The following is a 14,426-nucleotide window of genomic DNA, read 5'->3' as shown; positions in this document are numbered from 1 at the left end:
GGTGCTTCTTCTGTCCCCGCCTGTTATTCGTCACCGCACGAGGGGTTAACGAGAGCCGCAGCATGACGTCAAGTGACGAGCGATCGCCGAACTTTCGCCGCCGGCTGTTCTGGCTTGCGGCCTTCCTTGTCGTGCTGTTCGCCATATACAGCGCCGGCTGGTTCTATCTGGCCAATCGCCTGAAGACCGAGGCGGACCAGGCTGTTGCCACGCTTGGCGCCAAGGGCATCGCGGCCGGCTGCGCCAACATGACCGTGAGCGGCTATCCGCTGAGCTTCGCCGTCTCCTGCGACAACATCGCATACGAGGACGACGCCAAGAAAATCGCCGCCTCCAGCGGCAGCCTCAACGCCGTCGCGGACATCACCGGGCCTCTGTCGCCGAGTGCCGAATTGCGCGGCCCGCTGAGGACGATGGCGCCCGGCATGCCGCCGCTCTTCATCGACTGGGACCAGTTGCATGCCAACGTCAAAGTGTCGTGGCCGCTGCCAAGAAGCGTTTCGCTGCAGGCCGAGGGCCTTTCCGGCCAAACTGACCCGGCCGACGATACCGACCCGATACAATTGTTCAGTGCCGGCAAGGCGGCTGGACAGTTGCGGCCGATCGGCGCGGATATCAACTATACCGGCAGCTTCGGCGACCTCGAGATCAACGCGGATGCCATTGGCGGGCGCGTTTTGCCAGCAATGGACGGAAGCGGCGAACTGACGTTGAAGAACGGCGTCGCCCTGGTCGCGGCTCCTCCCAAAAGCCTGCGCGGTCAGTCCGTCGACATCGCCAGTCTCGTCGTGTCGTCCGGGACGGCGCGCATTACCGTCTCGGGACCGATCTCGATCGATGCAGACGGCCTGATCGATGCCAGCCTGACGATCAAGCTCAAGGATCCCAAAGCCGTGGCCGCCATCCTTGGCGGGGCTATTCCCGAACACAAGAGCGAGATCGAGCAAGGCTTTGCCGGCATTGCCATGCTCGGCAGCGAACCGTCGCTGCCGCTCAAGATCGTCAAGAGCAAGGCCTCGCTCGGCTTCATCCCGCTGGGCAAGATCAAGCCGCTTGAGTAGTGCCACGATGGGGGAGCCGGTCAGACTGCTCAGCGTCGGCGCGTTCACCCTCGATACGATACTTCGCGTCGAGACGCTTCCCGCCCATCAAGGCAAGTTCATCGCCAGCGACGGCGTCCAGATCGCCTCCGGCATGGCGACGAGCGCCGCATGTGCAGCGCATCGCCTTGGCGCCCAAGTGTCGCTTTGGGCGAGCGCGGGCGACGATCAGGTCGGCGACCAGCTGGTGGCGGAGATTCAGGCAGAAGGCATCGACTGCAGTCTCATCCGTCGCGTCGCCGGCGCGCGGTCGGCACTGGCCGCGATCCTCGTTGATCAGCATGGCGAGCGCATCATCGTGCCGTTCTACGACAGAAAGGCTCAGGCAGACCCAGAGGAGTTGCCGCTCGCCAACCTTTCCGCCTTCGACGCCGTACTGGTCGATGTGCGCTGGCCGGGCGCGGCGGCGCTCGCCTTGAGCGCCGCCAGGGACGTGGGTCGCCATGCAATCCTCGACGCCGACACAGCGCCGATCGAGGTTCTGGAACGGCTGCTGCCCCTGGCTTCGCATATCGTCGCTTCGGAACCGGCCGCGCGCATCGTCTGCGGCCATGCGCTGGATCCGGAAAGCGCCTGCGCCGATCTCGCCTCCCGCACCGACGCCTTCGTCGCGGTGACGGGTGGCGCCGCCGGAACCTGGTGGCACGACAAGGCAGCAGGTCGCGTACGCCATGTCGGGGCGCCGAAGATCAAGGCGGTGGATACGCTCGCCGCCGGCGACGTCTTCCACGGCGCCTTCGCGGTCGGCCTTGCAGAGGCGATGCCGCCGGAACAGGCGATACGCTTCGCCAGCGCCGCCGCCGCGCTCAAATGCCTGCGTTTCGGCGGCCGGCTCGGCGCGCCGGACCGGGCCGAGACGCTGGCGATGATGGCGGCTCACTGGCCGTCATCCCAAGAAGCGTAGTTCCTCGACACACGGATTTTGAAGGATTGCCGTTTGTCCGCGGGCAGACTTCACCATCCTTGCCGTGAGATCGGTGCCAACTCTGCGAGGCGGAAACTCTGCCCCTCTCGTCATCCTAGGGCGGAGCAAGGAGCGAAGCGACGCGCGCAGACCCTAGGATCCATGCCGTGACGCTAAGCCGTTGCAGCGGTTACAGAATTTGCGCCGTTGCACCCTATGTCGAACGTCACGGAATGGATTCTCGGGTCAAGCCCGAGAATGACGACCGAGTGGGCGTTTCGGCCAATCTCGAAGATATACCACCTTCAGCTGCAGACATTTGCCGACCGATCGAAATCCGGGTGCGGAAGCCTAAGGCTTGGCCGGATGCTCGACCGCCTGGCGGCCAAAGTCCGGCACGTCGATGTCCTGGCCGGCCTCGATGATCGAGCGGCGGATGGCGCGGGTGCGGGTGAAGAGGTCGAACAGCTTTTCGCCGTCGCCCCAGCGGATCGCCCGCTGCAACGAGGCGAGATCCTCCGAGAACCGTGCCAGCATCTCCAGGATCGCGTCTTTGTTATGCAGGCAAACGTCCCGCCACATCGTCGGATCCGATGCCGCCAGTCGGGTGAAGTCGCGAAAGCCGGAAGCGGAATATTTGATGACTTCGGTCTTGGTCACCGCTTCCAGGTCGTCGGCTGTGCCGACGATGTTGTAGGCGATGATATGCGGCAAGTGCGAGACGATCGCCAGCGTCATGTCGTGATGCTGCGGGTCCATCGTGTCGATGTTCGAGCCGCAGCGCCGCCAGAATTCCGAAAGCTTTTCCAGCGCCTCGGGATCGGTGCCTGGCACCGGCGTGAAGATGCACCAGCGGTTGTCGAAGAGATCGGCGAAGCCGGCATCGGGGCCGGATTTTTCCGTGCCGGCCAGCGGATGGCCGGGGATGAAATGCACGCCCTCCGGCACATGTGGCTGCATCTGCGCGATCACCGATGCCTTGGTCGAGCCGACATCGGTGAGGATGGCGCCCTTTTTCAGCGCCGGCGCGATCTCGGCGGCGACCTCGCCGGACGATCCGACCGGCACCGAGACGATAACCAGGTCGGCGTCGCGCACCGCTTCCTGCGCGTCCGTGGTGTAGGAATCGCCAAGCCCAAGTTCCTCGGCCCGCGCGAGCGTAGATTTGCTGCGCGTCGCGATGGCGATATGGCGCGCGAGCCCCTCGCGACGGATGACGCGGGCAAGCGACGAGCCGATCAGGCCGATGCCTATCAGCGCGATCTTTTCGAACATCGGTGATGCCATGGTGATCTAGCTTTTCAGGAATGTAGTCAGCGCCTCGACGACGCCGCGATTGGCTTCTTCGGTGCCGATGCTCATGCGCAGGGCGTTGGGGAAGCCGTAACCGGTGACGCGCCGCAGGATATAACCGCGCTGGCTGAGATAATCGTCGGCGGCAGCAGCAGAGTGCTTCTTGTCGTCGTGAAAATGGATCAGCACGAAATTGCCGACGCTGGGCGTCACGCGCAGTCCAAGCACGGTCAGTTCGGCGCTAACCCAGGCCAGCCACCTTTCGTTGTGCAGCACGCTGCGCTCGAGGTGGGCGCGATCGCGGATCGAGGCAATGCCGGCTTCGATCGCCGTCGCATTGACGTTGAACGGGCCACGCACGCGGTTGATGGCATCGACGATGTGGGCCGGACCGTACATCCAGCCGACGCGGGCGCCGCCCAGGCCGAGCTTGGAGAAGGTGCGCGTCATCACCACGTTCTCCGCGCTTCCGGCGAGCTCGATGCCGGCTTCGTAATCGTTGCGGCGCACATATTCGGCGTAAGCCGCATCGAGCACCAGCAGCACGTTCTTCGGCAGGCCGGCATGCAGGCGGCGGACCTCGCTGAACGGCAGGTAGGTGCCGGTCGGGTTGTTAGGGTTGGCGAGGAAGACGATACGGGTCTTTAGCGTCACGGCCGCTAGGACCGCGTCGACATCGGCGCGCTCGTCGGTTTCCTTGACCACCACAGGCTTGGCTCCCGCCGCCTGGATGTAGATCTTGTAGACCATGAAGGCGTGTTCGGTGAATACCGCCTCGTCGCCAGGCGCCAGATAGGTCTGCGCCAACAGGCCAAGAATCTCGTCGGAGCCGTTGGAGCAGATGATGTTAGCCGGGTTGAGGCCATGCACCTCGGCGATCGCCTCGCGCAGCCGGCGGGCCGTGCCGTCGGGATAGACATCCAGCTTCGCCGCCACCTCGCGCGCGGCCTCGATTGCCTTTGGCGAAGGCCCGAGCGGATTCTCGTTGGACGACAGCTTGTAGACCTTCGTTACGCCGGCGGGCGCCGTGCTCTTGCCGGGCACATAGGCCTCGATGTCCATGATGCCTGCGCGTGGCGTTGGACGTGCCTGATCCTGCTTCATGTCGCAAATCCGTCGAAAAGGCCCCCTGTGCGGAAGCCGCAGCGGGAATACAAGCCGTGGCCCCGAATGTCGAGAGGTGGCGGTTACGCCAGGGATGCCAGGCGTTGACGAAGCGCCGCGCTGGTCCTAGAACTAGAATGGAATTCCCGTGGTGATTTGGCCGGTCGGCTTGCAGCCACGTTAAACAACTCGCTAAAGGGCCGTTTGCATCCTGTAACCGGCTTTGCAATGGCATTGCCGGTTTTTTATTGTCCGCCGCCGGCCGGACACCGCATCGAAGGCAAGACGATGCGGCAGGGATGAGGACTGCTATGGCCGCTCAGCGCGCTGCAAGGACCAACAACGAGGCCGACAACCCGTCGAGCCCTGTGCTGCATTTCGGCCCCGACAAGCCGCTGAAGCTCGACGCCGGCACGCTGCTGTCGCCCTTCCAGATCGCTTACCAGACCTACGGCGCCCTCAACGAGGCGCGTTCCAACGCCATCCTCGTCTGCCATGCGCTGACCGGCGACCAGCATGTCGCCAGCACCAATCCGGTGACGGGCAAGCCCGGCTGGTGGGAGGTGCTGATCGGCCCCGGCAAGATCATCGACACCAACCGCTTCTTCGTCATCTGCTCCAACGTCATCGGCGGCTGCCTCGGCTCCACCGGCCCGGCCTCCACCAATCCGGCGACCGGCAAACCTTACGGGCTCGACCTGCCGATCATCACCATCCGCGACATGGTGCGCGCGCAATCGATGCTGGTCGATCATTTCGGCATCGAGAAACTGTTTTGCGTGCTTGGCGGCTCGATGGGCGGCATGCAGGTGCTGGAATGGGCCTCCAGCCACTCGGACCGCGTCTTCTCGGTGCTGCCGATCGCCACCGGCGCCCGCCATTCCTCGCAGAACATCGCCTTCCACGAGGTCGGACGCCAGGCCGTCATGGCCGATCCGGACTGGCACGGCGGGAAGTATCTCGATTTCGGCAAGCGGCCGGAAAAGGGCCTCGCCGTCGCGCGCATGGCCGCCCACATCACCTATCTCTCGGAAGCTGCGCTGCACCGCAAGTTCGGCCGCAACCTGCAGGATCGGGAGGCGCTGACCTTCGGTTTCGACGCCGATTTCCAGATCGAGAGCTATCTGCGCCACCAGGGCATGACCTTCGTCGACCGCTTCGACGCCAATTCCTACCTCTATCTGACCCGGGCGATGGACTATTTCGACCTTGCCGCCGACCATGGCGGGCGGTTGGCCGATGCCTTCGCCAACACGAAGACGCGCTTCTGCCTGGTATCCTTCACCAGCGACTGGCTGTTCCCGACCGAGGAGAGCCGCTCGATCGTCCATGCGCTGAACGCCGCCGGCGCCTCCGTCTCCTTCGTCGAGATCGAGACCGATCGCGGCCACGACGCCTTCCTGCTCGACGAACCGGAATTGTTCGCGGCCATCAACGGCTTCATCGCCTCGGCGGCGCGGGCAAGGGGGCTGGGCGCATGAGCGGGCCACAACATTACAGGCCGGAGGTTCATCGATGAGCGTCAACCGCGCGCAGCGCGTCGACCTGGAGGTCGTGACCGATCTCATCCCCGCGCATTCGCGCGTGCTCGATGTCGGCTCGGGCGACGGGCTGCTGCTGGAACTTTTGCAGGAGACCAAGCAGGTCGACGGCCGCGGCCTGGAACTCTCGCAGCGCGGCGTCAACGAATGCGTGGCGCGCGGCCTCTCCGTGATCCAGGGCGATGCCGACAAGGACCTCGAATTCTATCCTGACAGGGGCTTCGACTTCGTCGTGCTCTCGCAGACGCTGCAGGCGACCCGCAACCCGAAGCTGGTGCTCGACGAACTGCTCCGGATCGGCAACCGCGCCATCGTCTCCTTCCCCAATTTCGGCCACTGGCGCGTGCGCTTCTCGCTGCTGATCAAGGGGCGGATGCCGGTCACCAAGGACCTCCCCTATTCCTGGTACGACACACCCAACATCCACTTCTGCACCATCCGCGACTTCGTCAACCTGTGCGAGGAACTCGGCGCTACCGTCGAGAAGGCGACCGCGCTCGACGCCAATGGCCAGAAGATCGGCCTGTCGATGCCCTGGTGGTTCTGGAATTTCTTCGGCCAGCAGGCGGTCTTCCTGCTGAAGCGAGGCTGACCTACGGTCTGTACTCGACCAGCGTGTGATCCTCGCCGTCGAGCTCTTCATCGATGATCGCGGCGATGATCGTCCAGTCGCCGCCCGCCAGACCGGCGCCGATCCTCGGGTAGCCGATGCGCCGGCCGGCAAAACCAGCCTTGACGGCCTTCATGACGTTGCGAATGGCCGCGTAGTCGGCCTTCATGCCCGAGCCTTGGTAGTGAAGCTGGGTGTAGCCGTTAACGACGCAGAAGGTTCGATGCCCGCGCAGGATTTCCGCCACCGAGATGCTGCCGAGCTTGGACCGATCACCCTTCACGGTCGCGAGGTCCGCGGCATAGGCTTCGGGAAACCGCTGCTTTATCGAAAGCGCGATGCCTTTGCCCATCGCGCACTGGCAATTGCAGCCCTGCACGATCGCGTCGAACTCGCCATCGAGTGCGAATTGCAACAGGTCCCCGTCAATCGTCCGCATCGCGCCCCCCTCAATCAGTCCAGCACATCCGTAGCCTTGTGAGGATACTCGACGCCGTCAACGAAGATCACGTCGGAGTCCGAATTATCGGTGCGCAATTTGAGGATCGCCTGATAGGCGGGCGAATCGTACCAGCCGCGCACATGCTGCCTGTCCGGGAATTCTATGACGATGAGGTGTCCCGGCCAGTCGTTCTCGACCACTTCCACGGCGCCGCCATGGACGACGAAACGCCCCCCGAACGGCGTCAATGTCGCGTCGATCCTTCCGAGATAGTCGGCCATCCACGGGCCTGGCGTGGCATGGCGCATATGGGCAACGGCGTAGGCGGTCATGATCTGCTCCTCGATTGACCGAAGCCGACAAATTGGCTTCACCGGAGCAGGTATGCCGTCGTGAAGTATCCCGGTCGATTACCTCAAAAGTCATCGAAGAGCGTCGTGATCGATATAGCGGGGCATATCGACCGTGCTGGCAGTGTTGCAATCAGATCGCGCCTGGCGGGAAAACCGGCAGTTCCCCAAGACGCGTCGACCTGCGCGGCGTGACAGTGAAACCCGCTTTCTGGTACCGTTAACGATGCACATTCCGGGGGGCGGACATGCAAAACGATCGGCGGGGAATCCAGCCAGCCATATTTCAGGTTCCGGACACGGCGAAGCCATATGCCGGCTGATACGGTTCCGCTCATCTCCGTTGTCACTCCGACCCACAACCGGCGCAGCCAGGTGGTGCGCGCCGTCGAAAGCGTGCTGGCCCAGACACTTACCCAATTCGAGCATATCGTGGTCGACGATGGCTCGACTGACGGAACGGCTCAGGCGCTTGCCCAGATCCGCGACCCGCGGCTGATCTATGTCGGCGCGAAATGGCGGGGCGCCAACGCCGCGCGCAATGCCGGCATCGAGCGCGCGCGGGCGCCGATCGTCACCTTCCTAGATTCGGACGATGTCTACCTGCCCGAGCGGTTGGAGCGGACATTGGCGCGCTTCGACCAGAATCCTTCGCTTGAAGTGCTCATCAGTTCGTTCGTTTCGACGAAGGGCAGTCGCTGCACGCGATGCGTCAACCGCGAGGCATTTCTCGACAAGAGCGTGCTGCTGCGCGCCCTTATCTCGCAGACAATTTTCATCGCCGGCTCGGCGATAACCGCACGCTACGAGTCGCTGCTCGCCATTGGCGGGTATGACAGCGACGTCACCCGGATGCAGGACCGCGAGCTTCTGCTGCGCCTCGCTCACCGCAGCGGCGCCTTGCTGTCCGAGGATATCGATTGGGAGAAGTACAATACCGAAAACTCGATCTCGCGCCGCCGCGACGGCTATGTCGAGGCCTATGCCAACCTAATCGGCAAGCATCCCTATATCGCCGATCACTATCCCGATGTTCCGCCCTACATGATCGCGCGCCAGATCATCGCCGACACCATCAAGGGAAGGTGGCCGCAGGCTTTTTCCGGCTACCGGGCCAACAAGTCTTCGGAGGTGCTTGGCTACTCGCTGCCGGAACTTTTGCGTGGCTACGTGGTTGGCCGGCGCTGGCGCCGCGGCATCTATGACGAGTTCCGCCGGAATTACGGCGCCCGTCCCGTCTGATAGCGAAAATTCCCGCCGGCGAGCCTATCCGGATACCTGATGGCTCGGAGCGCGGCCGTTCCTGCGCCGAACGACGTGCGGTGGCGGTTCGATCGCGCCGGCCCGGAAGCGCGCTGGCTTGAGTGACGATCCGCCGCTGTCCTTGACGATGGTGAGCGCTCGCGGGAAGAACTGGTTGTTGTGCAGGCCACGCCCGATGTTGAGGATGGCGGCGTCCGGCAGCCGCGCCTGCAGCATCGAAAGCACCCGCCGCAACGTCGCGCCATCGAACGTATCCAGCGCCTCGTCGATGATCACCCACTCAGGCTTCCTCAGCGCCAGCCGGGCGAAGGCCAGCAGGCGTTGCTCCTCATCCACCAGCTCGTGCTCCCAGCGCGCCGAGCGGTCGAGCTGCGCCGTTAGCCTTTCGAGACCGACTTCTGCCAGCACCGCCTTGATGTCGGCGTCGTCGATCTTGGCGCCTTCCGCATGGTTGAGCGCGTCGCGCAACGTGCCGAGCGGAAAATAAGGCGTGCGCGGCACGAAGAACGGCTTCTGCCCGGCAGGCAGGCCGATGCGGCCGCTTCCCCATGGCCACAGGCCGGCAATCGCGCGGAAGAACAGCGTCTTGCCGGCGCGCGGGTCGCCGGTGATCATCACACGCTCGCCGGCATGGATCTCGGCATCCGTCTCGGCCAACCTGGTGCAGCCATCGGGAGATGCGACCTCGAGCTTCTCGAATGTCAGCTTGCCGTCCGCATTCTCGCCGAACTCGATGCGTTTTTCCTTGTCGTGCAGGATGTCGGTTTCGCCGAGCGCGATGCGGAAATCGGCAACGCGCATCAACGTCGCCCGCCAGTCGGCTATGGCGCCGATATTGTTGATGAACCAGCGCAGCGAGGTGTTCACCTGGTTGAACGCGCCGACAGCCATCATCAATCCGCCGAAGCTGATGTCGCCCGCGAAATAGACCGGAGCGGCGACCAGGATCGGCGCCACCACGGTGATCCAGCCATAGCCGTCGGTGACCCAGGAGAGGTTGATCTGGGCGCTGTAGATGCGCCGCATGGCGTCGAGCACGGTGCCGAGGTCGAGATTGAGCTGCCGCCTGGCATCGGGCTCTCCGTGAGCGAGCGCGATGGCATCGATGTTCTCGTTGACGCGCACCATTGAGGAGCGCAGCTCGGCCTCGCGCGTATAGCGATCGCTGTTGAAGCGGATCAGCGATCGCCCGACCAGCCAGCTCAGCCAGGACGCAATGCCGGCATAGAGGAGCGCCGCCCACACCATGTAGCCGGGTATCGCGAACGAATAGCCGCCGACATGGAAGACGAAGCCGGAGGAGAGCTGCCAGAGCACGCCGATGAAGGACACCAAGAGGATGAAGGATTGCAGCAGGCCGACGCCGAGATCGGTCGATAGATCCGACAGATGCGCGGCATCCTGCTGCATGCGCTGATCGGGATTGACACCGATGGCGCCGGCATGGGTGAGCCGGAAAGCGCGAGCCGGCCGCATCCATTCGTCGATGAGGTCGAGCGTCAGCGCCTCGCGCAATTTCAGCCGTATCGTCTGGTTGAGCCAGGTCTGGCCGACATTGAGCACAAGCAGGCTCCCGGCAATCATGGCAAAGACCATCAGCTGGTGCATGAAGCCGGCCAGGTCGCGACGCGCCAGCGCGTCGTAGAACGGCTGGTTCCAGCTGTTGAGCAGCACCTGCCCAACGGAGGTCGCGATGATGACGATGACAATTCCGACGGACACCCACATCAGCGGCATGCGAACCGGCGAAGTCTTCAACGCCAGCCGGATCGCCGTCAGCTGGTCGGAAAGACTGCTGGTCTCGATCGAGACGGCCGCTGTTTCGGCGGCGGGCTTGCCATCCATTTGATCAGCCATCGGCGGTTTCCCTGCTTGCGCGAGTGGTCATGAGCGCCGCTGCCACGCCGCAAAACCGTCCCTGAGATAGGGGGACGATTGCCATGCGACGCAAGGTTTGGCCCCGATCACGAACGCGTCACCCGCTTGTCCCCAGGCATCGCATCGGCTTGTCCCCAGGCATCGCATCGGCGACCTTGCGCCCGAGCCGCGTCGCGCCCTGCGGCGAGAAGACCGGGACGAAGACACGGCGTGACGCGCGTTGCGCGACCGGCACGCCCTGGTAGAGCCGCTTCTGCGCCTCGACCACGATGACGCCGGAAAAGATCGGCCAGAATCGCCGGCCAGCCCTCTCCAGCACGTTGTGGAATTGCATCATGAAGCGTCGCGGCGATGGCGGAAAGAACAGCGCGTCCGACCATGCCGCCGGGGTGAAGTTCGCCTCGCGCAGCAACTCCGTGAGCTGGCCGCGCGAGAACGGCCGGCCATTGCCGAAGGGCGTATGCTCGAAGCGCGCCCAGACACCGCGCCGATTGGGCACGACGATGACGACGCGGCCCGCCGGCGACAGCACCCGCCAGATCTCGTTCAACGTCTCACGCGGATTCTCGGCATGCTCGAGCGAATGCACGAGCAGCATACGGTCGATACAGGAATCGACCAGCGGCAGCTCCTCATCGAAAACCAATGCGGTTGCCGCCGGCCCGGCGGCAGGCCACACCACGGCGCCTTGCGTCGCCGGCATGAAGGCGAAGACGCGCTCGGCATCGGTGCCGAACCGTTCCAGCCACGGCAAGGTGTAGCCGAGGCCCACCAGCCGTTCGTTGGGAACACTTGCCCAAATCGACGACAACGCCATTGTGATGGAGCGCTCGGCCAGGCGCCCGAGCGTGGTCGAATAGAAGGAACGGAGATCGACGATATCGGAATGCATGCGCGGGACGGTAGCTGCGATGCATGCCAAGTTCAACAAAGGGCCAAGTTCAACAAAGTGCCAAGTTCGACAAAGGCCGATGACATCGGCGGCGGGCCGCCCTATGTCTGCGGCGACTCCTGCATCGGCCCGAAATCGGTTTCGATTTCGCAAAGCACGAGCAGCAGGCAAGAAGTGTAAGAGAATCCTCTTGTGCGTCCACAGGGACGCACGGCGCTCTGATGGAGAGACACGCCATGCCGGTCGAAATCGAACAGTTCATGTGCCGCACCGACAATTTCGGCGTGCTGGTCCACGATCCCAGAAGCGGCCAGACTGCGATCATCGATGCTCCCGAAGAAGCGCCAATTCTGGCAGCGATCGAGCGCACTGGCTGGAAGCCGACCCTGATCCTCACCACGCACCACCATGCCGACCACGTCGAGGCCAATCTGGCACTGAAGGAGCGCTTCAAGCTGCGCATCGTCGGGCCGGAGGCCGAGAAGGCGAAGATCCCCGGCATCGACCAGACGGTGAAGGAAGGCTCGGCCCTGCGACTTGGCGAGGAAAGCATCGAGGTCATCGAGACGCCCGGTCACACTGCAGGCCATGTCTCCTACCACCTGCCGACCTCGAAAGTGGCCTTCACCGCAGATACGCTGTTTGCCTTGGGCTGCGGCCGGCTGTTCGAATGCAAGCCCCCGGTGATGTACGAGTCGCTCAAGAAGCTGGTGGCCCTTCCGGCCGAAACCGCGATCCATTGCGGCCATGAATACACTTTGGCCAACGCGCGCTTCGCGCTGACGGTCGATCCCACCAATTCGGCGCTGAAACAGCGCGCTGCCAGGATCGAGGCGTTGCGTCGCGACAACAAGCCGACGCTGCCGACCACGATCGGCGAGGAACTGTCGACCAATCCGTTTCTGCGCTGGCACGATCCGGCGATCCGCAAGCATCTCGGCATGGAAAAGGCCAGCGACGCCGAGGTCTTCGCCGAAATCCGCAAGCGCAAGGACAATTTCTGATGCATGTCGCGGTTTCGGACAACGGCACGCTCCAAGAAAAAGACCGCCAATGACCAGTGCCGCCGAAATCATCGCGATGCTCGGGCTTGAGCCGCACCCGGAAGGCGGCTGGTATGCCGAGACCTTCCGCGACGATTCGGGAGGTGCCCGCGGTCACTCGACCGCGATCTATTTCCTGCTCGAAAAAGGCCAGCTTTCAGCCTGGCATCGGGTTAGGGACGCAGCCGAAGTCTGGCATTTCTATGCCGGCGCGCCGCTCGCGCTGTCGATGCATGAGGAGGCAAGCCAAGCCGTCACCGAACAGGTCCTCGGCCCCGCACTCGCCGCCGGCGAGCGACCGCAGCTCGTCGTGCCGGCCGGCAGGTGGCAATCGGCGCGCAGCCTTGGCGAATGGACGCTGGTCGGGTGCACGGTGGCGCCGGGCTTCGATTTCGCCGCCTTCGAGCTGGCCGAGCCGGGTTGGCAACCGAGAACCGCTTAACCCAGCAGGAAGCCCAGCGTGATCGCCAGCTGCGCGGCGTAGTACAGCACCCAGACCGCATAGCGCATCCAGACGCGGCCCGGCGAGGCGGCGGCAAGCAGGAACCGCTCCGCCGCCAGCAGCCCGTCCGAGGCCATGAACAGCAAGGCGCCGGCAATGACCCACAGATTGCTGGTCGTGAGCGCCGAGATGCCCATGGCGAGGATCGCCGCGACATAGACGGCGATTGGAACACGCAGTTGCATTTCGACGCGGCGCCAGAGGGTGGTGAGCATGACGATGGCGAACGCGGCCATCACCAGCGCGAGCACGGCACGCCACGGCTCGCTGACCAGCAACGCCAGTCCATTGCCGGTCTTCGCGAACAGAACGACAAAAACGATATGCGCGGCAAGGAAGCTGGCGAGGCCGCCGAGAAAGGCCTTTTCGCCGTCGCGCGACAGGAACGCGTCGCCTACAGCGCTGAGGGCAAGCGCCGCGACGAGCAGCGACGGCCCGCCCTGCATGAAAGCCAGCGCCGCTAGCAAGGCGACGGCCAGTGTTTTAGCGGCCGAACGGGCGAGCCGCGGCGACAGTTCGAGCGCCAGGGCATAGATCGCCGCCGCGGCGACCGAAAACAAAAGCGTGGCATTTGGATTGGCCTCGATGCCGCCCGCAAACGGCATCATGCGCCGGCTCCGCCGGTTGCCGGCTTCCTCAGCAGCAACGACTTGGCGGCAAGCACGGCTCCGCCTGTGATGAGCACGCAGGCCGCCAGGATGCGCAGCGACGGTTCGGCGACGCCCGCCGCGATCAGCACCAGCGTCGACAGCAGCGGCGCGGCATAGCTTGCCGCGCCCAGCACCTGGATGTTGCCGCGCTTGACGCCGATATCCCAGGCGTAGAAGGCGGCGCCCACCGGCATCAGCCCCAGCCCGACCACCGCCAGCCACTGTCCGGGGCCATCAGGCAACACGGTCTTCTCCAGCAGGAAATGGCAAATCAGCGACAGGACCGATGTCGCCGCGCAGAACCAGGTGACGATAGTCGTCGGCACCGACGGGAAGCGCCGCGACAGGAGCGAATAGGACGACCACACCACCGCGCAGACGGCCGCCATCGCATAGCCAAAGGCATAGCGCGCGTCGAAGGCAAGCCCACCGCCCTTGGTGACGATGAGGAACGTGCCGGCGAGCCCGAGCAGCGCGCCGACGACATGGTTCCAGGCGAGCCGCTCGCCCGGCATCAACGCCGAGCCTAGCACGATGAGCAGCGGCCACAGATAGGCGATCAGGCTGGCCTCGACGGCCGGCGCGTTGCGCAGGGCGGTGAAGTAGAAGAAATGGTAGCCGAACAGGCCGGCAATGCCGATCACCCACACCTGCGGCGGAATTTTCTGGCTCCTGTCGGGTGCCGGCATCACCAGCCGGGCGGCAAGCCCGACGCAGGTGCCGATGGCGAAGGTGATGGCAGACAGAAGAAATGGCGGCACCTGCCCCGACGCATTGGTGAGCAGCGCAAGCAGCGACCACATGGCGACCGCCGAGAATCCGATCAGTGTTGCGCGCCCCATAATTCCCCCGGC

Annotated in this window: 15 protein-coding genes and 1 riboswitch; of the genes, 7 read left to right on the top strand and 8 right to left on the bottom strand. The window is 64.2% G+C overall.

Features of this window, described 5'->3' with window-relative positions; genetic code table 11:
* Positions 1-62 precede the first annotated feature (62 nt).
* Together Q0L57_RS28255 and Q0L57_RS28250 are read left to right on the top strand one after the other, a co-directional pair.
* Complete coding sequence (locus Q0L57_RS28255) at positions 63-1,061, top strand: DUF2125 domain-containing protein (protein ID WP_296746369.1); 999 nt, start codon at positions 63-65, stop codon at positions 1,059-1,061.
* Positions 1,062-1,068: 7 nt separating this feature from the next.
* A complete protein-coding gene (locus Q0L57_RS28250) occupies positions 1,069-2,004 on the top strand; it encodes a sugar kinase (protein ID WP_296746407.1) in 936 nt (311 codons plus the stop codon).
* A 351-nt stretch (positions 2,005-2,355) separates the two neighbouring features.
* Here the strand turns inward: Q0L57_RS28250 and Q0L57_RS28245 are convergent, their stop codons facing one another.
* Positions 2,356-3,291: a prephenate/arogenate dehydrogenase family protein gene (locus Q0L57_RS28245; RefSeq protein WP_296746368.1), complete on the bottom strand. Its 936-nt coding sequence runs from the start codon at positions 3,289-3,291 to the stop codon at positions 2,356-2,358.
* Positions 3,292-3,297: 6 nt separating this feature from the next.
* Positions 3,298-4,401 carry a histidinol-phosphate transaminase gene (gene hisC, locus Q0L57_RS28240; protein WP_296746367.1) on the bottom strand — a complete coding sequence of 368 codons (1,104 nt, stop codon included), beginning with the start codon at positions 4,399-4,401 and terminating at the stop codon, positions 3,298-3,300.
* Positions 4,402-4,539: 138 nt separating this feature from the next.
* Positions 4,540-4,617: riboswitch (SAM riboswitch) on the top strand.
* A gap of 95 nt (positions 4,618-4,712) precedes the next feature.
* On the opposite strand from hisC, the gene Q0L57_RS28235 reads away from it, so the two are divergent.
* Positions 4,713-5,882 carry a homoserine O-acetyltransferase gene (locus Q0L57_RS28235; RefSeq protein ID WP_296746366.1) on the top strand — a complete coding sequence of 390 codons (1,170 nt, stop codon included), beginning with the start codon at positions 4,713-4,715 and terminating at the stop codon, positions 5,880-5,882.
* 34 nt (positions 5,883-5,916) lie between these two features.
* Entirely contained in the window at positions 5,917-6,534 is a 618-nt protein-coding gene (metW, locus tag Q0L57_RS28230; protein WP_296746365.1) for a methionine biosynthesis protein MetW, read from the top strand.
* Between the two features lies 1 nt (position 6,535).
* Here metW and Q0L57_RS28225 read toward each other — a convergent pair whose 3' ends face one another.
* Positions 6,536-6,991 carry a macro domain-containing protein gene (locus Q0L57_RS28225; RefSeq protein WP_296746364.1) on the bottom strand — a complete coding sequence of 152 codons (456 nt, stop codon included), beginning with the start codon at positions 6,989-6,991 and terminating at the stop codon, positions 6,536-6,538.
* Positions 6,992-7,005: 14 nt separating this feature from the next.
* A complete protein-coding gene (locus tag Q0L57_RS28220) occupies positions 7,006-7,326 on the bottom strand; it encodes a DUF1330 domain-containing protein (RefSeq protein WP_296746363.1) in 321 nt (106 codons plus the stop codon).
* 330 nt (positions 7,327-7,656) lie between these two features.
* Here Q0L57_RS28220 and Q0L57_RS28215 point away from each other — a divergent pair, with 330 nt between their 5' ends.
* Positions 7,657-8,586, top strand: a complete 930-nt coding sequence (locus tag Q0L57_RS28215) for a glycosyltransferase family 2 protein (protein ID WP_296746362.1) — start codon at positions 7,657-7,659, stop codon at positions 8,584-8,586.
* A gap of 24 nt (positions 8,587-8,610) precedes the next feature.
* Here the strand turns inward: Q0L57_RS28215 and Q0L57_RS28210 are convergent, their stop codons facing one another.
* Together Q0L57_RS28210 and Q0L57_RS28205 are read right to left on the bottom strand one after the other, a co-directional pair.
* Positions 8,611-10,464, bottom strand: coding sequence for an ABC transporter ATP-binding protein/permease (locus Q0L57_RS28210; protein ID WP_296746361.1), 1,854 nt, complete (start codon positions 10,462-10,464; stop codon positions 8,611-8,613).
* Between the two features lie 118 nt (positions 10,465-10,582).
* Positions 10,583-11,377 (bottom strand): methyltransferase domain-containing protein, encoded by a 795-nt coding sequence (locus tag Q0L57_RS28205; RefSeq protein ID WP_296746360.1) that lies wholly within the window; start codon positions 11,375-11,377, stop codon positions 10,583-10,585.
* 236 nt (positions 11,378-11,613) lie between these two features.
* Here Q0L57_RS28205 and gloB point away from each other — a divergent pair, with 236 nt between their 5' ends.
* Together gloB and Q0L57_RS28195 are read left to right on the top strand one after the other, a co-directional pair.
* Positions 11,614-12,381 carry a hydroxyacylglutathione hydrolase gene (gloB, locus tag Q0L57_RS28200; RefSeq protein ID WP_296746359.1) on the top strand — a complete coding sequence of 256 codons (768 nt, stop codon included), beginning with the start codon at positions 11,614-11,616 and terminating at the stop codon, positions 12,379-12,381.
* 49 nt (positions 12,382-12,430) lie between these two features.
* Positions 12,431-12,862 (top strand): cupin domain-containing protein, encoded by a 432-nt coding sequence (locus Q0L57_RS28195; RefSeq protein ID WP_296746358.1) that lies wholly within the window; start codon positions 12,431-12,433, stop codon positions 12,860-12,862.
* Here Q0L57_RS28195 and Q0L57_RS28190 read toward each other — a convergent pair.
* Together Q0L57_RS28190 and Q0L57_RS28185 are read right to left on the bottom strand one after the other, a co-directional pair.
* Positions 12,859-13,530 (bottom strand): lysoplasmalogenase, encoded by a 672-nt coding sequence (locus tag Q0L57_RS28190; RefSeq protein WP_296746357.1) that lies wholly within the window; start codon positions 13,528-13,530, stop codon positions 12,859-12,861. The genes Q0L57_RS28195 and Q0L57_RS28190 overlap by 4 nt on opposite strands.
* On the bottom strand, positions 13,527-14,414 hold the full coding sequence (locus Q0L57_RS28185) for an EamA family transporter (RefSeq protein ID WP_296746356.1): 888 nt from the start codon (positions 14,412-14,414) through the stop codon (positions 13,527-13,529). Before Q0L57_RS28185 ends, Q0L57_RS28190 begins: the two co-directional genes overlap by 4 nt.
* Positions 14,415-14,426 lie beyond the last annotated feature (12 nt).

Origin of the sequence: Mesorhizobium sp. (assembly GCF_024509055.1) — a bacterium.
Taxonomy (GTDB): domain Bacteria; phylum Pseudomonadota; class Alphaproteobacteria; order Rhizobiales; family Rhizobiaceae; genus Mesorhizobium.
This window is presented reverse-complemented; position numbering and strand designations above follow the sequence as displayed.